This window comes from Ferdinandcohnia sp. FSL W7-1320, from assembly GCF_038050315.1.
In the GTDB taxonomy this organism is placed as follows: Bacteria; Bacillota; Bacilli; order Bacillales; family Bacillaceae_L; genus Ferdinandcohnia; species Ferdinandcohnia aciditolerans.
The window spans coordinates 5,054,054-5,076,732 of record NZ_JBBPAM010000001.1 but is presented as its reverse complement, the minus strand read 5'-3'; the positions used below and the strand labels follow the sequence as shown (position 1 = coordinate 5,076,732).

Annotated in this window: 26 protein-coding genes; 24 read left to right on the top strand and 2 right to left on the bottom strand. The window is 39.9% G+C overall.

Features of this window, described 5'->3' with window-relative positions; translation table 11 throughout:
* Window positions 1-28 precede the first annotated feature (28 nt).
* From ggt to fabZ, 18 genes are all read left to right on the top strand, one after another.
* Window positions 29-1,639: a gamma-glutamyltransferase gene (gene ggt / locus NST91_RS24325; protein WP_341333216.1), complete on the top strand. Its 1,611-nt coding sequence runs from the start codon at window positions 29-31 to the stop codon at window positions 1,637-1,639.
* Between the two features lie 48 nt (window positions 1,640-1,687).
* Window positions 1,688-2,269 carry a chromate transporter gene (locus NST91_RS24320; protein ID WP_341333215.1) on the top strand — a complete coding sequence of 194 codons (582 nt, stop codon included), beginning with the start codon at window positions 1,688-1,690 and terminating at the stop codon, window positions 2,267-2,269.
* A complete protein-coding gene (locus NST91_RS24315; RefSeq protein WP_341333214.1) occupies window positions 2,269-2,799 on the top strand; it encodes a chromate transporter in 531 nt (176 codons plus the stop codon). Before NST91_RS24320 ends, NST91_RS24315 begins: the two co-directional genes overlap by 1 nt.
* Window positions 2,800-2,933: 134 nt before the next feature.
* Window positions 2,934-3,809, top strand: a complete 876-nt coding sequence (locus NST91_RS24310; protein WP_341333213.1) for a PhzF family phenazine biosynthesis protein — start codon at window positions 2,934-2,936, stop codon at window positions 3,807-3,809.
* Window positions 3,806-4,408 carry a pyroglutamyl-peptidase I gene (gene pcp, locus NST91_RS24305; RefSeq protein WP_341333212.1) on the top strand — a complete coding sequence of 201 codons (603 nt, stop codon included), beginning with the start codon at window positions 3,806-3,808 and terminating at the stop codon, window positions 4,406-4,408. The genes NST91_RS24310 and pcp overlap by 4 nt, the downstream gene beginning before the upstream one ends.
* Before the next feature lie 199 nt (window positions 4,409-4,607).
* On the top strand, window positions 4,608-5,159 hold the full coding sequence (locus NST91_RS24300) for a chromate transporter (protein ID WP_341333211.1): 552 nt from the start codon (window positions 4,608-4,610) through the stop codon (window positions 5,157-5,159).
* The gene (locus NST91_RS24295; RefSeq protein WP_341333210.1) at window positions 5,156-5,683 is read left to right on the top strand and encodes a chromate transporter; all 528 of its coding nucleotides are present in this window, start codon (window positions 5,156-5,158) and stop codon (window positions 5,681-5,683) included. Before NST91_RS24300 ends, NST91_RS24295 begins: the two co-directional genes overlap by 4 nt.
* A 394-nt stretch (window positions 5,684-6,077) precedes the next feature.
* Window positions 6,078-6,257 carry a hypothetical protein gene (locus tag NST91_RS24290; protein ID WP_341333209.1) on the top strand — a complete coding sequence of 60 codons (180 nt, stop codon included), beginning with the start codon at window positions 6,078-6,080 and terminating at the stop codon, window positions 6,255-6,257.
* Window positions 6,258-6,350: 93 nt separating this feature from the next.
* Window positions 6,351-6,653, top strand: a complete 303-nt coding sequence (locus tag NST91_RS24285) for a DUF4212 domain-containing protein (RefSeq protein ID WP_341333208.1) — start codon at window positions 6,351-6,353, stop codon at window positions 6,651-6,653.
* A 174-nt stretch (window positions 6,654-6,827) separates the two neighbouring features.
* Window positions 6,828-8,486, top strand: a complete 1,659-nt coding sequence (locus tag NST91_RS24280; RefSeq protein WP_341333207.1) for a sodium:solute symporter family protein — start codon at window positions 6,828-6,830, stop codon at window positions 8,484-8,486.
* A gap of 80 nt (window positions 8,487-8,566) precedes the next feature.
* Complete coding sequence (locus NST91_RS24275; RefSeq protein ID WP_341333206.1) at window positions 8,567-10,447, top strand: DUF294 nucleotidyltransferase-like domain-containing protein; 1,881 nt, start codon at window positions 8,567-8,569, stop codon at window positions 10,445-10,447.
* A gap of 14 nt (window positions 10,448-10,461) precedes the next feature.
* Complete coding sequence (locus NST91_RS24270; RefSeq protein ID WP_341333205.1) at window positions 10,462-11,124, top strand: 3'-5' exonuclease; 663 nt, start codon at window positions 10,462-10,464, stop codon at window positions 11,122-11,124.
* Between the two features lie 293 nt (window positions 11,125-11,417).
* On the top strand, window positions 11,418-11,693 hold the full coding sequence (gene spoIIID, locus NST91_RS24265) for a sporulation transcriptional regulator SpoIIID (RefSeq protein WP_010677153.1): 276 nt from the start codon (window positions 11,418-11,420) through the stop codon (window positions 11,691-11,693).
* A 263-nt stretch (window positions 11,694-11,956) separates the two neighbouring features.
* Entirely contained in the window at window positions 11,957-12,958 is a 1,002-nt protein-coding gene (locus NST91_RS24260) for a rod shape-determining protein (protein ID WP_099354544.1), read from the top strand.
* A 398-nt stretch (window positions 12,959-13,356) separates the two neighbouring features.
* Window positions 13,357-14,193 carry a flagellar hook-basal body protein gene (locus tag NST91_RS24255; protein WP_341333204.1) on the top strand — a complete coding sequence of 279 codons (837 nt, stop codon included), beginning with the start codon at window positions 13,357-13,359 and terminating at the stop codon, window positions 14,191-14,193.
* 94 nt (window positions 14,194-14,287) lie between these two features.
* On the top strand, window positions 14,288-15,130 hold the full coding sequence (locus tag NST91_RS24250; protein WP_341333203.1) for a flagellar hook-basal body protein: 843 nt from the start codon (window positions 14,288-14,290) through the stop codon (window positions 15,128-15,130).
* A 280-nt stretch (window positions 15,131-15,410) separates the two neighbouring features.
* Window positions 15,411-15,707, top strand: coding sequence for a DNA-directed RNA polymerase subunit beta (locus tag NST91_RS24245; RefSeq protein WP_341333202.1), 297 nt, complete (start codon window positions 15,411-15,413; stop codon window positions 15,705-15,707).
* Window positions 15,708-15,859: 152 nt separating this feature from the next.
* Window positions 15,860-16,294: a 3-hydroxyacyl-ACP dehydratase FabZ gene (gene fabZ, locus NST91_RS24240; RefSeq protein ID WP_099354540.1), complete on the top strand. Its 435-nt coding sequence runs from the start codon at window positions 15,860-15,862 to the stop codon at window positions 16,292-16,294.
* Window positions 16,295-16,604: 310 nt separating this feature from the next.
* Here fabZ and NST91_RS24235 read toward each other — a convergent pair whose 3' ends face one another.
* Window positions 16,605-17,834: an IS110 family RNA-guided transposase gene (locus NST91_RS24235; protein ID WP_341330810.1), complete on the bottom strand. Its 1,230-nt coding sequence runs from the start codon at window positions 17,832-17,834 to the stop codon at window positions 16,605-16,607.
* A gap of 428 nt (window positions 17,835-18,262) precedes the next feature.
* Here NST91_RS24235 and NST91_RS24230 point away from each other — a divergent pair, with 428 nt between their 5' ends.
* Entirely contained in the window at window positions 18,263-18,619 is a 357-nt protein-coding gene (locus tag NST91_RS24230) for a hypothetical protein (protein WP_121449212.1), read from the top strand.
* 44 nt (window positions 18,620-18,663) lie between these two features.
* Here the strand turns inward: NST91_RS24230 and NST91_RS24225 are convergent, their stop codons facing one another.
* Window positions 18,664-19,101 carry a YwpF-like family protein gene (locus NST91_RS24225; RefSeq protein ID WP_341333201.1) on the bottom strand — a complete coding sequence of 146 codons (438 nt, stop codon included), beginning with the start codon at window positions 19,099-19,101 and terminating at the stop codon, window positions 18,664-18,666.
* Between the two features lie 303 nt (window positions 19,102-19,404).
* Between NST91_RS24225 and ssb the strand changes: the two genes are divergently transcribed.
* The 5 genes from ssb to NST91_RS24200 all read left to right on the top strand — a co-directional run bounded on the left by ssb (window position 19,405) and on the right by NST91_RS24200 (window position 22,667).
* Window positions 19,405-19,746 (top strand): single-stranded DNA-binding protein, encoded by a 342-nt coding sequence (gene ssb / locus NST91_RS24220; RefSeq protein WP_341333200.1) that lies wholly within the window; start codon window positions 19,405-19,407, stop codon window positions 19,744-19,746.
* 31 nt (window positions 19,747-19,777) lie between these two features.
* Window positions 19,778-19,954: a hypothetical protein gene (locus NST91_RS24215; RefSeq protein WP_341333199.1), complete on the top strand. Its 177-nt coding sequence runs from the start codon at window positions 19,778-19,780 to the stop codon at window positions 19,952-19,954.
* A gap of 819 nt (window positions 19,955-20,773) precedes the next feature.
* The gene (locus NST91_RS24210; RefSeq protein ID WP_341333198.1) at window positions 20,774-21,139 is read left to right on the top strand and encodes a GntR family transcriptional regulator; all 366 of its coding nucleotides are present in this window, start codon (window positions 20,774-20,776) and stop codon (window positions 21,137-21,139) included.
* A gap of 11 nt (window positions 21,140-21,150) precedes the next feature.
* Window positions 21,151-21,840 carry an ABC transporter ATP-binding protein gene (locus NST91_RS24205; RefSeq protein WP_341333197.1) on the top strand — a complete coding sequence of 230 codons (690 nt, stop codon included), beginning with the start codon at window positions 21,151-21,153 and terminating at the stop codon, window positions 21,838-21,840.
* Window positions 21,837-22,667: a hypothetical protein gene (locus tag NST91_RS24200; RefSeq protein WP_341333196.1), complete on the top strand. Its 831-nt coding sequence runs from the start codon at window positions 21,837-21,839 to the stop codon at window positions 22,665-22,667. The genes NST91_RS24205 and NST91_RS24200 overlap by 4 nt, the downstream gene beginning before the upstream one ends.
* The last annotated feature ends 12 nt before the right edge of the window (window positions 22,668-22,679 follow it).

The following is a 22,679-nucleotide window of genomic DNA, read 5'->3' as shown; positions in this document are numbered from 1 at the left end:
TTAATTAAGATGAAAGGGGTACAAAAAGATGAGCTTTGATTATTTGAATCATCCATACGCCTCACAAAAGGTAACAACGATTGCCAAAAATGGAATGGTTGCTACATCACAACCACTGGCCGCCCAAGCGGGTTTAGATATTTTAAAAAAGGGTGGTAATGCAATCGATGCAGCAATTGCAACTGCTGCATGTTTAACAGTAGTGGAGCCAACTTCAAATGGAATTGGCGGGGATGCCTTTGCATTAGTTTGGGTAAAAGGTGAACTACATGGATTAAATTCAAGTGGACCGGCACCAAAAAGTATATCAATTGATAAGGTGAAAGAGCAGGGACATACCTCTATGCCAACTCATGGATTACTCCCTGTTACGGTTCCTGGTGTACCGGCAGCATGGGCTGAGCTTTCAAAAAGGTTTGGAAAATTACCACTGTCAGAAGTGCTAAAGCCAGCAATTGATTACGCAGAAAATGGTTATCCGATATCACCTATATTGGGCAAAAATTGGAAAGTGTCATTTAATAGATTTAAAGAAATCTTTCAGGGTGACGAATATAAGAACTGGTTCGACACATTTGCCCCAAATGGTCGAGCTCCTGAAATTGGGGAAGTATGGAGGTCACCAGATCATGCAAGCACATTACGGTCCATCGCAGAGACAAATGCTGAAAGTTTTTATCGTGGTGAGTTGGCTGATAAAATTGACCAGTTTTCAAATGCATATGGCGGATTCCTAAGAAAAGAAGATTTAGCTGATTATCAACCTGAATGGGTAGACCCAATTAAAGTGAATTATCGTGGCTATGATGTGTGGGAAATCCCACCAAATGGCCAGGGGATTGTCGCGTTAATGGCTCTTAATATCCTAAAAGGCTTTGAGCTAAAAGAGAAGGAGTCTGTTGAAACGTATCATAAGCAAATCGAAGCTATGAAACTAGCATTTGTAGATGCTAAGAAATATGTAACAGATCCAAAAAAGATGTCTGTAAGTGTGGAACAGTTATTATCAGATCAGTTTGCAGATGATCGTAGAAGTTTAATCGGGGATGAGGCTTTAACTCCTGAACCAGGAACACCACCAAGTGGAGGTACAGTGTACCTTGCAACAGCTGACGGAGAAGGGAATATGGTTTCCTTTATTCAAAGTAACTATATGGGCTTTGGGTCAGGGATTGTAATTCCTGGAACTGGTATTGCTTTACAAAACCGTGGTCATGACTTCTCACTTGATTCAGATCATGAGAATGCACTTGAACCTGGTAAAAAGACTTATCATACTATTATCCCAGGATTTTTAACTAAGGATAATGAAGCTGTAGGACCATTCGGAGTAATGGGGGGTTACATGCAACCGCAGGGTCATGCCCAAGTCATTATGAATACAATTGATTTCCATTTAAACCCTCAAGCGGCACTAGATTCACCAAGATGGCAGTGGTCCGAAGGTAAGAAGGTTTCAGTGGAGCCTGGTTTCTCACCGCATATTGCACAGGCACTTGCACGAAAAGGTCATCAGATTCAGATTGCGCTTGACGGTGGAAGCTTTGGTCGTGGTCAAATTATTTGGAGAGATTCTGTATCAGGTGTTTTATATGGAGGTACTGAATCAAGAACAGATGGTGCAATAGCAGCTTGGTAATGTATTTGCTTCAAAGTTTATACACCATTAAAAAAAGGATTGATCGGTTTGAAACATTTTCAGTTATTTTTGGCATTTTTTCGAGTGGGCATGTTGGGGTACGGAGGGGGACCATCATCTATCCCCCTTGTTCATAAAGAGGTAGTCGATAAGTACAAATGGATGAATGATGATGAATTTGCAGACGTGTTGGCCCTAGGAAATACGCTTCCTGGGCCGATCGCTACTAAGATGGCTGGCTATATTGGCTATCGTGTATCAGGTGTAATTGGCATGATTATCGGAGTGTTAGCAACTATTGTACCGACGATAATTTTAATGGTTGTACTATTAACATCTTTAGCTTCTTTTAAAGACCAACCATGGGTTAGTGGCATGACTAAGGCTGTAGTACCAGTCGTTGGAGTTATGCTCGCTACCTTAACTTGGGACTTTTTTAAGAAATCGAAGGATTCCTTAGGGTGGCTACCGGCAAGCGCTGTTGTCGTTGGAAGCTTTATCCTTCTTTCCATTTTAGGTGTTCATCCAGGTATATTAATAGGAGGAATTTTACTCTTTGCACTTCTTAAGAAAGACAAGAGTAAAGATGTGGAAACACCTCAAAATGTTGAAAGAGGGGTAGGGATGTAATGATTTACTGGCAAATTTTCCTAGCATTCTTTATTCCAGGTATTGTCGGATATGGTGGTGGTCCAGCTTCCATACCACTCGTTGAAAACGAGGTTGTTGACCGTTACGGTTGGCTCACTGTTTCTGAATTTAGTGAGGTTCTAGCATTAGGGAATGCACTCCCAGGACCAATTGCAACAAAGATGGCCGGTTATATTGGATATCAACAAGGCGGTATTTTAGGTTCTTTAGTTGGTGTCTTTGCAACGGTGGCGCCTTCCTTAATATTGATGATTACATTGCTAGGTATCTTATATAAATTTAAGGATTCACCAAAAGTAAAAAGAATGACAAGTTATGTACGACCAACGATTGCAGTACTATTAGGTATCATGACATTTAGTTTTTTCTCAACAGCTTACGTGGATGTTGGTGTTTGGCAAACGTTGATTTTAATTGTAGTCAGCTTTTTATTATTAGAGAAATTTAAAGTTCATCCAGCATATGTGATTATCGGTGCTCTAGGATATGGTGCTATCTTTCTTGCATAATCCAATGGTACTGGTCCAACTTAATATCGTAAAACAAGGTCAGATCCTTTTCGGGTCTGGCCTATGTTGTAGTAGTAAGGGCAAGAGGTGAGGAAGTAGAAGTAGAAGTCCCTGTTTAGGAGGGTAAGAATAGAATGAACGTCGTACAAACAAATGTATTTGGCATTTCGAAAAACGGTGGCAACCCTTGTACAGTTGTGCGTAATGCTGACCACTTATCAATAGGAATGATGCAATCCATGGCAGCCACATTTGGTTTTGAAACAGTTTTTATTTTGGAATCTAGGGCAAAGGAATGTGATTATAGACTGCGTTATTTTGCGCCCAAACATGAAATGGAAATGTGTGTACATGCCACAATTGCAGCAGTAACGGTTTTAGTCAAACAAGAAGAATGCTTAAAACAATCGCTACTTATAGAGACAAGTGTTGGAGTAGTACCTGTTCATTGGAAAATGGAAGAGAAGAGTGTCGTTGTAACGGTTGAACAATTTAAACCAACTTTACAAACGGATAATCCAAGTATTGCAGAGGTTGCAGTAGCATTAAGTATTCCTGAAAATGACATAAACCCCTTATTTCCAATTAAGTCAGTATCTACGTCAAGGCCGAAGTTAATGATTCCTATTAAGAATTCTGTGATTTTACATAATCTTAAGCCAAATTTTCAAAAATTATGGTCAGTATGTGATAAATTTAAGATAACTGGTTTTTATCCCTTTGCTGTTTTATGCAAGAATGAGCTAAAAGCAAGACAATTCCCTAATCAATCTGGATATGATGAAGACCCTGCAACTGGTGTAGCAGCAAGCTCACTTGGTGTATATGTAACCCTATATAATGTGTGTGGTACTAGCCAGGAAGGTTGGAATATTTATCATATCTATCAGGGGGAAACAATGGGCAAACCAAGTAAAATTCAAGCGGAAATAGAAGTTGAAAATAAAAAAATAATACGTACAAGAATAAGCGGGAACGCAATTATTCTACAAAGCGGGAGGATACAATGAAAAAACTATTATTAACAGGGTTTGTCCCATTTTTAGATAATCCAATCAATCCGACTGAGGAGATTGTGAAGGCATTGGAAGGGCAAACGATTGGAGGATACGAGATTGTTGGAAGGATTCTGCCGGTTGATTTTGCAGAGTCAGCAAGACAATGTATCGAGCATGTCAATGACGTTAAGCCTGATGTCGTGATTTCATTAGGCCTAGCAGCGGGAAGAAATAAAGTCACACCTGAGCGGATTGCGATTAATTGCCGCGATGGTGAACCAGATAATAGTGGTGTGAGATTACAGGATGCTCCAATTGAAGAAGTCGGTCCAGCGGGTTACTTTTCGACATTACCGATTCGGGAATTTGTAAATGTATCCATTGATAAAGGCTACCCGGCCGCTGTTTCAAACACAGCAGGGACGTATCTTTGCAACAATGTGATGTACTCCGTTTTGCATAAAATTGAGCAAGAACAACTTCCAATGCGAGCAGGATTCATCCATATCCCTGCTTCACATGAACTTGCGCTTAAGAAATCGGGTATCCCGAGTTGGTCGTTGGCAGATTTAACAGAGTCTATTCGCGCGATGATTGAGGTGCTTGGCTAGTAGAATGGATTTATGGCTAATAATTTTGAATGATGGCTGATAAATGAAAAATATGGCTGATAATTTAGATTTACGGCTAATAAATCTAAATTATAGCCAATAGCCTATTGAATACAAGAAAAATAATTGAAAACACTAAGAGGAAGCCTAATATGGGCTTCCTCTTTTTACATTCATAAAGCTTCGAAAGGAATTAAATATGAAGCAATTACATATTTTTTACGCGTTTTTCAAGGTTGGCATACTGGGGTATGGCGGTGGTCCGTCATCCATTCCACTTGTGCATAAGGAAGCGGTAGATCGCTACAAATGGCTAAATGATGACGATTTTGGTGATATTCTTGCACTCGGTAATACGTTGCCCGGGCCAATCGCAACAAAAATGGCCGGCTATATTGGGTATCGTGTTGGAGGCTGGCTTGGTCTGATCAATGCTGTTTTGGCAACATCCGTTCCAACCATATTATTAATGATTGTACTACTTACCTCATTGACTTCTTTTAAAAATCTTGGTTGGGTACAGGGAATGACAAAAGCAGTGCTGGCAGTAGTTGGGGTCATGCTTGCCCAACTCACCTGGGAATTTTTCATGAATGCGAAAAAAGGTCTTGGTTGGACGAAAACAATTTTGCTTGGGGTCGCCAGCATACTAGTTTTAGATGTGTTGGGGGTGCACCCAGGAATCTTAGTGGGTGTTTTACTAGTAGCTGCCTTGTTGAAAAAGGACAAGTGGGAGGAGAAACAACAATGATTTACTTGCAGCTTTTTCTTGCCTTTTTAATTCCAGGTATTGTAGGTTACGGTGGCGGGCCAGCCTCGATTCCTCTTGTTGAAAATGAAGTTGTTCATCGCTATCATTGGCTTTCCGTTCATGAATTCAGTGAGGTGATTGCGATCGGAAATGCGCTACCAGGACCAATTGCAACGAAGATGGCCGGCTACATTGGTTTTCAGCAAGCGGGCATAGTGGGTGCAGGTGTTGCTGTTTTTGCCACGGTTGCGCCTTCGTTACTTTTAATGATCGGTTTGCTTAGCATTTTGAAAAAGTTCAAGCATTCTCCAAAGGTTAAACGGATGACGAACTATATCCGTCCGACAATCGCTGTACTTCTAGGGGCAATGGCGTATCGCTTTTTTGAGGAATCCTATGTGGACGCAGGCTCGGTGCATACGCTTATTTTAGTTGTGTTGAGTTTTTTGTTGCTTGAAAAATGGAAGGTCCACCCTGCGTATGTAATCGTTGGGTCACTTGTGTATGGGGCTGTGTTGTTGTAGGGTTTTTATTTGAACCTATCTTACTTATGCTGAAAACTGAACTCTCTTTTTTGTAAGTTGGCGTGTTTCATTAGAGGTGAAAGACGCCGTTTTCCTTTTATTAGGGGGTTGGCGGTGCTCCATGTGTTTTCGAGAGTCGGAAGTGCTTCAGTTGCTTCCGAGTGTTGTCACTTTCCAGTCTTTAGCAAGGATGGTGGTGCTCTAGGTGATTTCGAAAGGTAACCACCCTCCAAATTTCGCTAAAATCTTTTCTTGACGAGCCTTGGAAAAAAATTGATAATGTAAATGTGGTAATTTTCGTAATATTACAAAATGTATGTCGTACATATAGTAAATGTACTTGTTTCAATCTTTATTAATTGACAACGCTTACATTATGAGGAGTGAACCTGTCATGATCTTATACTTGATGCTGTTTATTGTTATTTTCAGCCTTTTTATGGCGTTAAAGCATAAGCGCCCTTTGTTTTTACTTCTACCGTTTGTGTCTATTTTTGGGTACTTTATCTTTGAAATCATTCGTTTTCCGGCACCGCTTGGGGAGACGATTCGTTTTATTTTTAATCTTGGATAAAAGTATTGGAGTTTAATAAATCTTGAAGGAGGTGATGCAAAACTAAAGGGTGTAACCGAAAGTCCAATTATATTCTTATGGAGGTGCTAGTAGTTGAAAAAAGTTGATAAGAAGATTGCGGATGGATACTTTAGGGAGAGAACAAGGAATATTATTATCTATTTAATTATTGGATTTCTTGTCTCATTTGGTGTTGTCCTGTTTGCAAAGCCACTATCCACGTTTTCGGTAAACGGGCTGCCATTCCATTATTTCATGGGGGCGCAGGGAGCAGTTTTAACTTTTATCATAATCTTATTTGTGAATGCGAAGGTAAGCGACAAAATTGACCAAAAGTATGGCATCGACGAAGAGAAAAACGAACAAATCAGTTCTGGAAAAGTGCTAGATCATTAAAAACAAACCAACCTAACAAACATTCTCTCAAACATAGAATCTACGGATATAACAATAACCCCTACTCCTAAAGACGTTTCTTGAAGATGAAAAGATTCAAATGCAAGAATCATCCCACACAGCATGTCACAAACCTATACAAATCTTAAATTTGACCCAAAAGGGGGAGGAAATTTGGATACACAATTTCTGGTCTCATTAATTATTATTTTAGCGTCGTTTGCTCTTTATATTGGGATTGCCATCTTCAACCGAGCACGGGCGACTTCGGACTTTTATGTAGCAGGACGTGGAGTACCGCCTGTCTACAACGGAATGGCGATTGGGGCAGACTGGATGAGTGCTGCTTCATTCATAGGAATGGCCGGAACGATCATGGCGCTCGGTTATGGCGGCCTAGCCTATATTATGGGATGGACAGGTGGATACTTATTATTAACATTCCTCCTTGCGCCACAGCTTCGTAAATATGGACGATACACGGTACCGGAGTTTATTGGGGACCGGTTTGACAGCCATTCAGCTCGTATTGTAGCAGCAATCTGTACAATCATTATTTCTTTTACATACTCGATTGGCCAGTTATCTGGATCAGGGGTTGTAATCGGGCGTCTTTTTGAAATTGACGCGAAGGTTGGAACAATGATTGGGGTTGTGTTAATTGCCTTCTACGCAGCAATGGGTGGAATGAAGGGGATTACATGGACTCAGGTAGCGCAATATATCGTGTTAATTGTCGCATACTTGATTCCAGTTATTTTTATCTCCTTGCAATTAACCAACAATCCTTTACCATGGTTATCTTACGGGAAAATTGTTGAGGAAATTGGTGAGTTAGATCGTCAGCTAGGTTTCACTGAATATTTTGCACCGTTTGCAACAGGTTCAGAATGGCAGTTCCTTGCGTTAATGTTTACGTTAATGTGTGGAACGGCAGGATTACCACACGTTATCGTTCGTTTCTATACGGTTTCTACAATGAAAGCAGCTCGTTGGTCAGGAGCTTGGGCTCTTTTATTTATCGGGTTATTATATTTATCAGCTCCTGCATATGCAGCCTTTTCACGTTTCATTCTAATGACACAGGTTGCTGGTCAAAAAATGTCGGAGCTTCCTCATTGGACCCAAAGTTGGATTGATACAGGTCTATTAAAGCTTGCGGATGCAAATGGTGACGGAATCTTGCAGTGGCAAGAAATGACAATCGCCAATGATATCGTCGTTATGGCAACACCTGAGATTGCAAACCTTGGAGTGTTTGTTATCGGATTAATGGCTGCAGGTGCAATGGCGGCAGCATTATCTACGGCGGGTGGATTGATGATTGCCCTTTCCTCTTCATTTGCTCACGATATTTACTATCGTGTTTTAAAGCCAGATGCAACAGAGAAAAACCGTTTAAGTGTAGCACGTTGGTCAATTGCGGTTGCAACTTTAATCGCAGGCTTAGTTGCGTTAAATCCACCTGGAGCGATTACGCAAATCGTGGCCTGGGCCTTTGCGATTGCATCTAGTACGTTCTTCCCTGCACTCGTTCTTGGAGTATGGTGGAAGCGGTCGAATGCAAAAGGTGTTATCTCTGGAATGATTATTGGTTTAGTAGTCGTATTAGCGTATATTTTCGCAGCGAAATACGGCGGCTTCACCATCCTAGGCATTATTGATACAGGAGCAGGTATCTTTGGGGCAGCAGCTGGTTTCTTAGGAAACATTATTGTTTCATTAATGACCGAGGCGCCATCACAAGCAAAGCAGGACGAGGTTGTCGATATGCGCTACCCTGAACAAATGGTTTACAAGGATGGCGAAGTATGGCTTAAAGATGAGGCTTAATAAAGTCTAGCACATAGAAAGAATAACTGACGGTTCTACAGAATATTCCTGTAGAACCGTTTTTAAAAGAGGGAGAAACCATGGAGAAGCTATATAAAATGGTGAAGGATCATCCGCTTTTTCAAGGACTATTACAAGAAGATGCGTTCCACTTTTTATCCTTATGCCAGCAAAAAGTGTATATGGAATCAGATTTACTATTTCATGCCAATGAGCAGCGGGAGGGGTTACTTCTGCTGCTTTCTGGTGTTGCCGAAGTGTTTGTTGGGCCGCCTGATAATCGGGAGGTTCTTGAAATAGTAAAACCAGGCGAATTGATAGGGCTTTCCGGTATTGCAGATTTAATTGGCGAGCAAAAACCCCTCCTAGAGTATCGGGTGGGTGTAATGGCAACGGAAGCTGGACAATGTTTATTAATCCCGATTCATGTCGTTGAAAAACGCCTGCATGATCAACAATTCCATCATTATCTTTTCACTCAGCTTGCCATTCGTCTTAGAGAAATCTACAGTTCTTTGGCAGAACAGGTGTCCATTACGAGAATGGCGAAGGAGAATGGTACCTTTATTCGAAGAGTACAGGATATCATGACAAAAAAACTAGTTTCTGTGAACTCAAATACAGCTATCAGCGATGTAGCAAGTCTAATGACTGAGCACCGCACAAGCTCTGTTCTTGTCATTGAAAAGAATAAATTACTAGGAATCATTACAGAGCGTGACCTCGTTTCAAGAGTTATTTCTGAAAAGAAAAATGGAAACACACTTGCATTTGAAGTGATGACGAAAAACCCTGTCACTATTTCGAAATATGCCTATTATTATGAGGCAATCTCCGCTTTTCTTTTACATGGCGTTAAACATTTGCCAGTTGTCGAAAATGGAAATATCACTGGAATTATTACACTTTCAGATGTATTAAGGCAAAACAAGGACAGCATGATGAGAACGATTAAGACCATCGAATCTGCAACAGAAGATACTTTACCTTCTGTAAAAATGGCTATTTATGATGTTATGGATACTCTATTACAGGACGATGTACCCATTTTCAAAGTACTAGATAGTGTGACAAGGTTATATGACCGGCTCGTGAAGAGATGTATAGAGATGGCTGTTGAAGCACTCTCAAAAAGAGAAGGACTACGCCCACCTACTGCATTTTGCTTTTATCAAATGGGGAGCGCAGGCCGTGAAGAGCAATTTTTGTTAACCGATCAGGACCATTTTCTTATATATGATAACAAAAGCCCAAAGATAGAGAGTTATTTTTCAAAATTAGGAGAAGAAATCGTTCATATATTAGAGAAAGCCGGGTATGCACGCTGTTTAGGAGATATGATGGCGAGCAACCCAAGCTGGCGCGGATCATTGGAGACATGGGTGAACAGAGTACAAACATGGAGCACAACGGCAACTAATCAGCATATGCTACTCGCTCGGAATTTCTTTTCGTATCGCTTTTTATATGGAGATGAGAAGCTCCATAAGGAATTTGAAGCAAGACTTCTAGAACAAATGAAAAAAGCAAAAATATTTCTGTATCGCCTACAAGAACAGGAACATCAAATCCCTTCATTAGATCACCCGATTCGTGCTCTTTTTAAATTGGAACGAAAGCAGCTGGATATTAAAAAAGAAATTTTATTTCCATACCACCATTGCTTGCAAATTCTTTCTCTGGAATATGGAATCATCTCGGGGACTCCATTTGAGAGAATTGATAGATTAGTAGAGAAGAAGGCATTTAGCGATAGTTTTGGAAGAGATGTAAAAGCGGCTGCTTCAGATGTGATGCATATTTACGTAAAACTGAGATGGCGCCAATATAAAAACAAGGAGAAGCTAACATCAGTTCTTCATTTTTCCCACTTAACAACGAAGGAAAAGGAAGAACTTATTTTAAGTGTGAAAATCTTAAAAGAGATACAAACTCTAGTAAATGCCCACTTCCAAATATAAAAGGAGGGAGTCTCTTGTTTTTTGGTAAAAAGCCACTTTTTCAGCAACTTCATAAGGAAATACCGTTATCAACAGCGCTTGAGGAAATTTCGTTTACGGTTTTTGACACAGAAACGACTGGATTTCGGGTTTCGACTGTTGATCGCCTAATTGAAATTGCTGCTGTACAGGTAAAGGGATTGAGGGTTTGTGAAGAGGAACAATTTCATACTTTTATAAACCCAAAACGACAAATTTCTCAGGAAATAATCGAATTGACAGGAATCACTGATAAACAGGTCGAAAACGCTCCCTCATCGATTGAAGGAATTACAAATCTTTTTCATTTTATAAAAGAACAGAGCAGCAACTGTATGGTTGGACATTATGTATCGTTTGACATTGCAACTTTAAAAAGTGAGCTGAAACGGGAAAAATTCAGTTTAGTGCGGATGCCAACGATTGATACGTTAGATTTGATCGGATATATTTCCCCGTCTTATGATATGCGGGATCTGCACAGATACGCCCAGAATTTTGGAACGAGAATGTATAATCGTCATTCAGCGACAGGTGATGCTTTAACGACAGCATATCTTTTTGTCGAACTCCTTCATCATTTTAAAAGCCGAGGAAAACGAACGTGGGGTGATCTTCTCCAAGCAACAGAAAATAATCAGAATCATTTTTTTAGATAACAGGTTGTCCAATGGCAAAAATAGCCTGTCTCAATCGGTAGAACAAGCAATTTTTAAAAATATTTTGATAAAACCCTTGTCCCTCTTGACTTTTATAGCATAATCCCTCAACCAAGCTAATAAAATGGTTACAAACCTAACAAAGAGAGTGTTTGAGGTGAGGGGGCGTATACCGTCTTCAAAGTTCCAGCAAAACATTTGACGAATATAGTTCAAGTACTACTTCTTCTTCGTTGAAGCATGAACGCGTCTCATTTCACACTTCTCACATCCATATAGGGAGGGCGAGTAGTGTGCACGATTACATCAAAGAACGAACTATCAAGATTGGAAAGTATATCGTGGAGACAAGAAAAACAGTTCGCGTCATTGCGAAGGAATTTGGCGTTTCCAAAAGTACTGTCCATAAGGATTTAACCGAAAGGCTACCTGAAATCAATCCCGAACTAGCAAATGAAGTAAAAGAAATTCTTGATTATCATAAATCAATACGACATTTACGGGGTGGAGAAGCGACAAAGCTAAAGTACAAAAAAGAGGAAGAACTACAAGAAGAACCAGTGAAATAACATGCCTGTGACTTTCTTTCTTGCAATGGCTAGCTCTAGGCACTATCAAAGTCTAAGACAAGTGCTTCTGAAGGTAAAACACACCTTCTGTCAGCGCTTGTCTTATGCTTGTGGCCGAGGCAAGCACAAAGCTATTCTAAGTTACGACATTTTCCTACAAAAAAATTACAAAATATCTATTTTATATGGTAAATTGTGATACAATATATTATTAGGAAAATAGATGCATTTTTGTTTAAAATGCAAGGAGGAAAGTTACTCAAATGTTAGCTAGGGATATCGGTATTGATCTAGGGACAGCAAACGTACTCATACACGTAAAAGGCAAAGGAATTGTATTAAACGAGCCATCTGTAGTGGCATTAGATAAAAACACTGGAAAGGTTTTAGCTGTTGGTGAAGAAGCAAGACGCATGGTCGGTCGTACACCTGGTAATATTATTGCGATTCGACCTTTAAAAGACGGTGTTATTGCAGATTTCGATGTAACAGAGGCTATGTTAAAGCACTTTATTAATAAGTTAAATGTCAAAGGATTTCTTTCAAAACCAAGAATCCTTATTTGTTGTCCAACAAATATTACTTCTGTTGAGCAAAAGGCAATCAAGGAAGCTGCTGAAAAAAGCGGCGGGAAGAAAATCTATCTTGAGGAAGAACCTAAAGTGGCTGCGATTGGTGCAGGCATGGACATTTTCCAACCAAGCGGAAATATGGTAGTTGATATTGGCGGTGGTACTACAGATGTGGCTGTATTATCAATGGGCGATATCGTCACCGCCTCATCAATTAAAATGGCTGGGGACACTTTTGATGCGGAAATTTTGAGCTATATCAAGCGTCAGTACAAGCTATTAATCGGTGAAAGAACAGCTGAGAATATTAAAATCCAGGTTGCAACGGTATTCCCGGATTCACGTAATGAAGAAATTGACATTCGTGGTCGTGACATGGTTACTGGTTTGCCGCGCACACTTACAATTAAATCTGGTGAGATTGAAAAAGCACTACGTGAGCCAGTTTCTGCAATTGTACAAGCAGCGAAAAGTGTACTTGAACGTACACCGCCTGAGCTTTCTGCAGACATCATTGACCGTGGTGTGATTTTAACAGGTGGTGGAGCATTGCTTCACGGAATCGATCAGCTTTTAGCTGAAGAATTGCGTGTACCTGTATTAATTGCTGAAAACCCTATGGAATGTGTTGCAATCGGTACAGGCGTCATGCTTGAAAACTTGGACAAGCTTCCACGAAGAAAATTAGTCTAATATACGTAATTGAGGACCTTTCCGAACCGGCAGGTCCTTTCTAACATTTCTACCTTTTTACTACGTGGCTAAAATTTACAGATGAAGTAATAGGAATTTCCTACTATAATTAATAGTAGTATGAGTTCAAAAATGAGGATGAAAAGGACCGAGAATTTCAAGGCGGCGCAGCTTTGAGTACCGGAGCGAGGCAACTGCTTGAGTTAACTCCCTTGCAGCCTTGCGCTGAGGAATTTACTGCGTGAATAAGCTAGTAGACGCAAGCGCATAATTTGGTTTTCACCCAGTTCTCGGAGCAATGTAAGCAGAAATTCGAAGTGTCATTTACGGCCCATTTTTTGAACAACCTATAGTAGTTATTTGTTCGGATATGGGATATGGAAAAATGAGGTGAGTCTATGTTACGTGGATTTTATTCTGCAGCGGCTGGTATGCTTGCTGGGCAGCGTCGTACGGAAATGTTAACGAACAACATTGCAAATGCGAATACACCTGGCTACAAAGCGGACCAAGGTTCTTTACGTGCTTTTCCTGAAATGTTAATGCAACGTCTTGAGGGTGTACCAAGTCCTGCGAAAAATGGTGGTACCTTTCGGACAGCAAGTACGATTGGTGGACTAAATACCGGTGTGTATATGCAAGAAATGATTCCGCTGTTCAAGCAAGGAGATATCCGCGAAACAGGACTCTCCACAGATATGGCATTAGTGGACGGAAATTTACCGATCAATCCTGAGACTAACAAACCGGGCTCTTTGTTTTTTGCAGTTCAAAATGCAAATGGTGATGTGAGATACACGAGAAATGGGAACTTCACTGTTGATCCAACCGGTTATTTAACAACAAGCGAAGGTTTTTTCGTTCTAGATGAGAATGGGAACCGAATCCAGGTCGATAGTAATCAATTTGAGGTTACTGCGGATGGCCGTATTCTTGTAGACGGACTTGCCCAAATGCGTTTTGGCATTGTTTACTCAGAAAATCCACAAAACCTGATTAAAGAGGGGAATGGATTATACCGTACAAATGATGGCTTAGTGTTACCAAATGCAACCGCAAATCCTGAAGTAGCATTCACGGTAAAACAAGGTTTTATTGAAGGCTCAAATGTGGATGTAACACAAGCAATGACGGAAATGATGACAGCATACCGCACATTTGAAGCCAACCAAAAAGTTCTTCAGGCGTATGATAAGAGTATGGATAAAGCAGTTAACGAGATTGGAAGATTATAAGAAAAGCACTAAGCATGCCCGATGATTGGCTTGTAACCTAGAAGTTAATAGGGCCTTGAGCGAGATATATAGAAAAATGTAGGGAGGTCTTCAGATGCGCTCGATGATTACAGCAACCAATACGATGAGTCAGCTACAAAAACAGCTTGATACAATTGGGCATAATTTAGCCAATACTGACACGACCGGTTATAAAAAACGTCAGGTCACCTTTAGTGAGCTTTTAACCCAACAGTTTAATAATCAACCAGTTGCTGCGCAGGAAGAAGGCCGCTTAACCCCAAATGGTGTTCGTGTAGGTGTTGGTGCAAAAATTGGATCAACCAATATGATGATGAGCCAAGGTGCGATAAAAAAAACTAACCGTGAACTTGATATTGCCTTTACAAAGGAAAATCAATTTCTTCAAATAGTAGTGGATGAAAATGGGGTCCAAGTTCCTCGATTCACTAGGGATGGGTCGCTTTATTTATCACCAACTAATGACGGAACAAATCGTGTTGCCCTAGTGACTAGCGATGGTAACCCTGTACTAGATCAAGACGGGGAACCGATTGTGTTTGTAGACCGTTTTAAGGAAATTCAGATATCAGCAAACGGGGAAATAACAGTTGTCCCTGAAGCAGGTGCGCTGCAACGTTTTAATCTGTCTGTTGTTGAAGTGCAAAAACCACAACTTCTTCAAGCGGTAGGTCAAAATCAATTTGCGTTACCTGACTTAGCGGAGCTTGGAATCGCAGCGGATGACGTATTCGTTTCTCTTCAAGGCGCTCTCCGTGAACAAGTGAGTATGCAACAAGGAGCTCTCGAACAGTCGAACGTTAATTTAACAACCGAAATGTCAGATCTGCTACTGACTCAACGTTCCTACCAATTCAATGCAAAATCAATCTCCATCTCAGACCAAATGATGGGGCTTGTGAACGGTCTACGATAACTTTATTCAGCGTGAACATCTTCATTCGTAGCCAGGAATAAAAGTAGTATGATAAATTCAGTTGGGGTTTAACAATGACTGAATAAAGTTATAACCTCCGGCGGATGCCACGATTTTTCAAAGGAAGTTTTTCGAGCGGGCTCGAAAAAAAATCGGGCGCAAATACGCCTTGGCGTATTTGATTTGGTACTATTGATAAAAATAGAAACCTACGGAATACTATAAATTAAGGCAGACAATCGTAAATCTTGGAACACCCTATAGATAAGGAGTAATCTCAGTGACTAGTGAACTAAACAATACACAAGTAAAATCACGCGAGGATTTTCGAAAAACGCGTGATGAACAAAAGAATACGGAAAAAGAACCTAAGAAAAAGCGCGAACCAAAAATTAGAATCCGTTTAATTCCGATTTGGGTACGACTTTTGCTTGTCGTTGTTCTTTTTGCAGCCAGCATTATAATCGGTGTGGTTGTGGGTTACGGAGTCATTGGGGATGGTAAGCCAAGTGATGCCTTGAAAAAAGAAACATGGCAGCATATTGTTGACATTGTAAATAAGGATGCAGAAAAATAAAACGGAGGGCCAATGCCTTCTTTTTTTATGGTTAGAAATTTACGGCTTTCCCGACGAAATTTAGATTTTCCACAACACTTGTATTATAATAGGCATAAGATACTGACTTTATTCAGTAAGTCCTTATATACATAGAGGAGGAAATTGTAAAGATGTACGATATTAATGAAATCAAGGAAATTATTCCGCATCGCTACCCATTTTTATTAGTCGATCGTATCCTTGAAATGGAAGACGGCAAACGTGCGCTCGGCATTAAAAATGTTACAGCGAATGAGGAGTTTTTTAACGGACATTTTCCTGGATACCCAGTTATGCCGGGTGTGTTAATTGTAGAAGCATTAGCACAGGTTGGCGCAGTAGCTATGCTAAAAAAAGAAGAAAACAAAGGCAGACTTGCTTTCTTTGCTGGAATTGACAACTGCCGTTTTAAAAGACAGGTAGTTCCTGGAGACCAACTTCGTCTAGAAGTTGAAATCACACGTCTAAGAGGGTCTATCGGCAAAGGAAAAGGGATTGCAACGGTTGACGGCGAGCTCGTTTGCGAAACAGAAATTATGTTTGCACTAGGTGAAAAAACGGAATAAGGAATAACGTAGAAACCGGATGAGAGGAATCATCTGGTTTTTTTATTTGGCCAAACTCAAAAAGTAAAGATAAATGATGTAATTTTTTTGATACATTTGTACACTTCTGGGAAAGCTAAGTGAAGACCAAGTGGTCACTACAATACTTAGAAGAAAACAGAAAGTCCTGCGGTAATATGTCAAGTACCAAAATCTAAGGAATTGGAAATTGTAAGCCAACCAATACCTAAAAAAGACAATACTTAAGAAACCCAGTAAGATATTAAACCATTTACTGGAAAACATTGAAGGATTTAGGATGTTTTATCCTTTAGTTATTCACCTTCCTTCTTGGCGTGTAGACTTGATCGTTGCGTAGCAGCGCATCGACCAACCGCACAAGTTTTCTTGCCGTTAAGACGAGTGCTCTTTTGTGTTGATGCTTAGGAACCTCACGATATTTTTTCAGGTAGTATGCCCGAAATTCAGGTTCATTTCGTTGAACCGAGTTGGCAGCTTCAACAAGGTAATAACGAAGAAATCTATTTCCTGAACGTATCATTTTGGTTTCCTCAGCTTGGAACTTGCCTGATTGATGCTTGGACCATGTAAGTCCACTATATTTGGCAATGGAAGCTTGGTTATCAAAGCGATCAATTTGTCCAATTTCGGCTAAAATACCAGCGGTATAGACTGGGCCTATTCCTGGAATCGTCTGTAAGGTATTAGGGATACCTTCTAGAAGCTTTTGGATGGCTTTGTCAAGTTCTTTAATCTGTTTAGTTATACTACGGATGGACTCTATTGAAGTCCCTAATAATAGGTCGATAGAATCTTCCACACACTTTGATAATCGGTAGGAAGATCTCGCAGCCTTTTGAATGGATTTCGCCACACACTCGGCGTCAGTAAAGCGATTTTTGCCCTTATCTTGAAGATAATTCGCAAGTTCTTGAAGATCCATTGAGCTAATTTCATCTAAGCTATATTGTTCAAGAAATAGCTCTAACATGGCATTTCCAAAAACCGAACTATCCACTTCAGTCGTAAAGGAACTACACTTATAAAATAAGTGTTGCAGAAAATATTGCTTTTCTCGCGTTAGGTTATGAACGAGATGATATCTCATTCTTGTCAACCTTTGAAGAGCAATAAATTGTTCCTGCATGACCGCCGTTAGTGGAAGACGTCCAAACCGTAAGCGATCTGCAATAATCCAAGCATCGACTTGGTCTGTTTTATCCAGGTCAACATATGACTCTTTAAATTTTTTAATTAGTTTTGGATTAATAGTAAAGACTGTTGTTTTAAATTCTTTAAGAGATTCATCCTCGTGAAAAAACATAGCAGGATGCCAACTATAGACTGAAGTGGCCTCCATCCCGATTTGAATCTCGGAAATTGAGTTACTTTGGGCTATCTTGACAATCAGATCTTTCAGATAAGATGCCCCTGTCAAATTGTTGTCAACAGTGAGAGCAGTTAATGCTTTTCCTTCAAAATTCATGACACAAGCTTTCATATCTTGAGAGCTAACGTCTATTCCAACAAATAATTTCATGGTGGCTAACCTCCTTTCAATCTAGGATCAAGGGAAGGACTCTTCGGGATATCCCCAGTGTACTTGTCGGTCAATCACCCTCGCGTATTAGAACTCACTTTGGTCCATGAGCTGCCTGGAAGCTGCAACTTCCAGCATGGGCTGCCAAAGGGAACAGCCTGCGGGTTAGAAGTTCGAACAAGGACTGGGGAGACAGACTTTTGTAGTAGTCAAAGCTACAGGAGATGATAGAAATCCCCCAAACGATCCTAAGACCATTATCTAGGGACATCACGAAAAGTCCACCCTTTGGAAAACTTTTTCAGATGGTGGGGGGCTAGCCCCCCACTATCTGAACTAACATCTATAGAATTATCAAAGAACAATATTTTAATTGGAAATTACCTCGAAAGAGGACTATAAACTTACTATACGAGGAGATTTTGCAAATGAACAAAAAATGGTTCCTTAAGTTGATGGGATCTCTACTTGCTGTGTTTTTAGTAACCGGATGTAATGCCGATGACCAAGATCCGCCTCCAGAGGATGATGGACTAGAAACACCTGGTGAGGATTTCAACAACGAGCTAGATAACGATGTAACTCCTGAGGAAGATGTTGTTCCTGGTGATAATGACATGAATAACAATGATAATGACTTAAATGGTGACGGAAATCTAATTGAAGATGACAATAATGATGGTGACCTAGACGTGGGCAAGGATGACAATGATGAGCTAGGTGACAATGATTTGGTTCCTGATGAAGACAATGGTGGTACTAACGGTGCTGGTGGAGGCAAATAAGTCTCAATAGTTATGAAAAAAGGCGGGATTTGTGTCCTGCCTTTTTAACTTTGTAACGTCTTTTTCTTTTCTTGGAGTCTATTTTTAAATTCAGCAAGGAGACCTTCTCCTTCTAAGCCTTGGTTAATAAGGTCGGTAAGAACGATTTCAGCGATGTTGAGTCGATTTGGAACTAAGTTTCCGTCTAAAAGGACACTCACACTATTCTCCATTTCCTTAATGATCTTTACTTCACCCATTAAGGGGGCAGGATCATTTGATTTTTTTGAAATGGTTACTTGGAGATTAAGCTTTTCTTGGGCTTGTTTTGCTTTTTCGAAAATGGCCTTATACGGTTTTTCAATAAATGCCTCCACAATCCAACGGTTTTCCCCATCCTCCCGATTAATGATTAATCCATCAATCAACGGAATATCCTCGACCCGATCCGGCTGTTCATCCTGATGAAGAACTTTAAGTGATACCAACCTAAACGTTTTCATATCCCTGACCCCCTTATAAATCTTTCGTACTAAATAGATGGTTAAATTATAGCATATTTACTTGGTTATTATATGTAGATGAAGATGAAATGAATCTGAAAGTTGTGTCCTTTTTTGAAAAAATTTGTAGAATCTTAGATAATTCTTGGGTTTAATCTATTTACAATTAAAAATGTAAAAGAGGTGTAGCGAAATTCAATTTTTTATAGAGTCATCCTTGAAATAATTTATTTTTCCTAATTTTACCTCTATTGAATCATGAAGTATGATAGCCCTGTTAGATGTAACCAAGGGGGAATAAATATGATTAATCAAGTAATATTAGTTGGAAGATTGACTCGTGATCCTGATTTACGTTACACCCAGGACGGGAGAGCTGTAGCACATGTAACACTTGCGGTTAGCCGGAATTTTAAAAATGCAGGAGGCGAAATTAATACCGATTTTGTTAACTGTACACTGTGGCAGAAAACGGCAGAAAATACGGCAAACTATTGTAAAAAGGGTTCTATTCTAGGTGTTACAGGTCGAATTCAAACCCGGAACTATCAAAACAACGAGGGCAAAAGAGTATATGTGACGGAAGTGTTAGCAGACTCTGTCAAATTTCTTGGTGGAAAGCCTAGGGAGCTTGTAGAAAATTGATCCTTGATGCCTAAGTTTAGGAGGTGTATGTATGAACAATGATGAGATAAAGAATATTAACGATAAGCTGAATAAGCTTGCTATGGGAATCGCATTGCATCTGGAAATATTACAAGGCCAAATTGGAGAACGCATGGATCAGATTGATCAAAACTATAAGGAAAGACTTTTACAGATCAATCGTCTTTTAGAAAGGAAGGTTTTGTAATTTGAGAACGATAATAAAGAGATTTAGAATATGAACTTTTTCTATATCCCCACTATCCATGTACCTCGCAATAAGCAGCCTCAGTCGTCATTTCAAAAAGGTTCCTCTAGAGATAGATGGATGCTCCAGTAATTCTTCAAATCTCGCCAATCATGGTCACAACATGGTTGGCTTTTTTCTTACCTTCATGATAGAACATTCGTTCCTGTTGGTCAATAGGCTTGTTTACATTTTTTTCTTTTTGGCTGTTTTCGTAAGATTTGCTGTTATTATACCGTTGACTTCCTCTTCAGTTGGACGCTTTCCGCGGGCGTGGCTTGAGCCTCCTCAACGAAATGTGGAGGCGGCTTGCACAGAAATGAGAAAATTGGCCGACTAAAGCGCCACGTCCTGTGGAGAAGTCGGCACTAGCACGTCGTGTGCGTCGGAGACTCCATAAAGAGGCGTATTTTGCCTCTGAAGGAGGAGTTGAAATTTCTCGAGTTTCTAGCCGCTGCAACTGGACAGGTCGCTGCCGCTCCTGCGGGGTCTCAAGTCTCACGCTTTTCCCGCTGGAGTCGCCACCTTACGCTCCAATCAACTTGGTTTGAAATTTATTAACAAAAAAGCAACAATCTTTTAGAAAAGAGCCTTTTTTTTAGTGTTGACAGTTAGAGTGTATTAACCATATAATACATTCATAAGGTGTATTAACTGATTGATACACCGCAGTTTTTTTATCACAGCTGTATGGTGTGTTTAATACAGTCGTCAAAATAAGCTTATTTTTGAGTTTGGTGTATTAACCCCTTGATACAGGGGATGAATGGAGATGGGTCTATGGATGTGAAGTTTAATAATCGGGATCCTGTATATGTTCAAGTCATTCAGTTCTTTAAAGAACAAATTGCGAAAGGCTTTTTTGAACCAGGTCAGGAGATTCCTTCAAGGAGAGAGTTAGCGAATCAATTAAAGATAAATCCAAATACGGCTCAGCGTGCGTATAAAGAAATGGAGGAACAAGGGTTGATTTTTACAGAGGGAAATTTACCTAGTCGCATTACGAAGGATGAACAAGTATTGAAGATGGTTCGTGAGGAATTGGTATTAGAGGCTGTTACCACTTTTATTCATTCAGTTCGGTCAATTAATATGCCTTTGCAAGAGGCATTGAAAATAGTTGAACAAGAGTATGAGAAGGAATAGGGGGGATTTTGGTGATTGAAGTAAAGGACGTAACCAAGAAGTTTGGTAGGAAGACCGTGTTAAACGGTGTAAACTTTACTGCTGAAAAAGGGAAGATTACGTGTTTGATTGGGATTAACGGTGTTGGGAAAACAACCATTATGAAGGCGATTATGGCATTAACTCCAATTGATGGAGGTCAGATTCTTATAGATGGGGAAAAGATTCACAAAGGTAGCTATGAAAAAATTACGTTTATTCCTGATACAATCACGATGCTGCCACAAATGAAAGTTCACGAAGCATTCATGTTTATGGCTGATTTCTATGATTCATGGAATCAAAAACGTGCCGAGGAGCTACTCGAATTTTTTAGATTAAAAGAAACGGACCGAATCTCGGATCTATCAAAGGGAAATACGGCTAAGGTAAACTTGATCCTTGGATTGGCATTAGATGTCGATTATGTCTTAATGGATGAGCCTTTTTCGGGGATTGATATTTTTAGTCGAGAGCAGATCGCGGATGTATTTACAAGCCATTTAATTGAGGATCGTGGCGTAATCATTACAACTCACGAGATCAATGATATCGAGCATTTAATTGATAAAGTGGTGTTGCTAGATAATGGCGTTGTGTTAAGGGAATTCGATACCGAAGAAGTCAGGGAGAATGAGGGGAAATCGGTCATCGATGTGATGAGAGAGGTGTATAGAGCATGAATCGATTTTTGAAGCTAGTCAATTTCGAGTTTTCTCGATTTTTTAAACTATATCTTGTTTTAGTAGGAATTACGGTGTTATGTCAAATGGTGGGCGTCATATTTGAAGCCAGACGATATGTAGGTCGTGCGAACAAGGCGATATATGAGGATTTATTATCAAAGAGTGATTTTATTTCTCAATATGGCACAATGAGCTTTTTTCGTTTTTCGGAAACATTGTGGTTTTTGGGGCCGATTATGCTAGCTGGGGTTACTTTACTAATCTATGTATTCTTTATTTGGTACCGAGATTGGTTTGGAAAGAACACGTTTAGTTATCGTTTGCTCGTTTTACCAACCGCAAGATTGAATATTTACTTGGCGAAGGCTACAACGGTTTTATTGTTTGTTTTGGGTCTCATTGCCTTACAATTAATATTGGTTCCTGCTGAAATGCAGATTATAAAATGGTTGGTTCCAGATGAGTTACGTACTGATTTTTCAATTGCCACAATTTCCAACCATTATTACTTAGGTGTTTTATTCCCTATGACAATTGCAGACTTTATTCTCATATACGGTGTTGGGATTGTAGCGGTATGTGTCGTGTTTACAGGGATTCTATTTGAACGTTCATATCGATTAAAAGGGATTTTCCTCGGAATCCTTTATGCCGCAGTATCCATTTTAGTCTTTTTTGCACCGATATTAGTGAATGAACTTATCTTACGTAATTATTTTTATGCGAATGAATTGTTCTATATGGAACTTGGTACATGCTTACTTACCCTTGCTGGGGCAATATGGATCGGGAATTACCTCATGAACAAAAAAATAAGGGTATGATAGGAGGTCGAA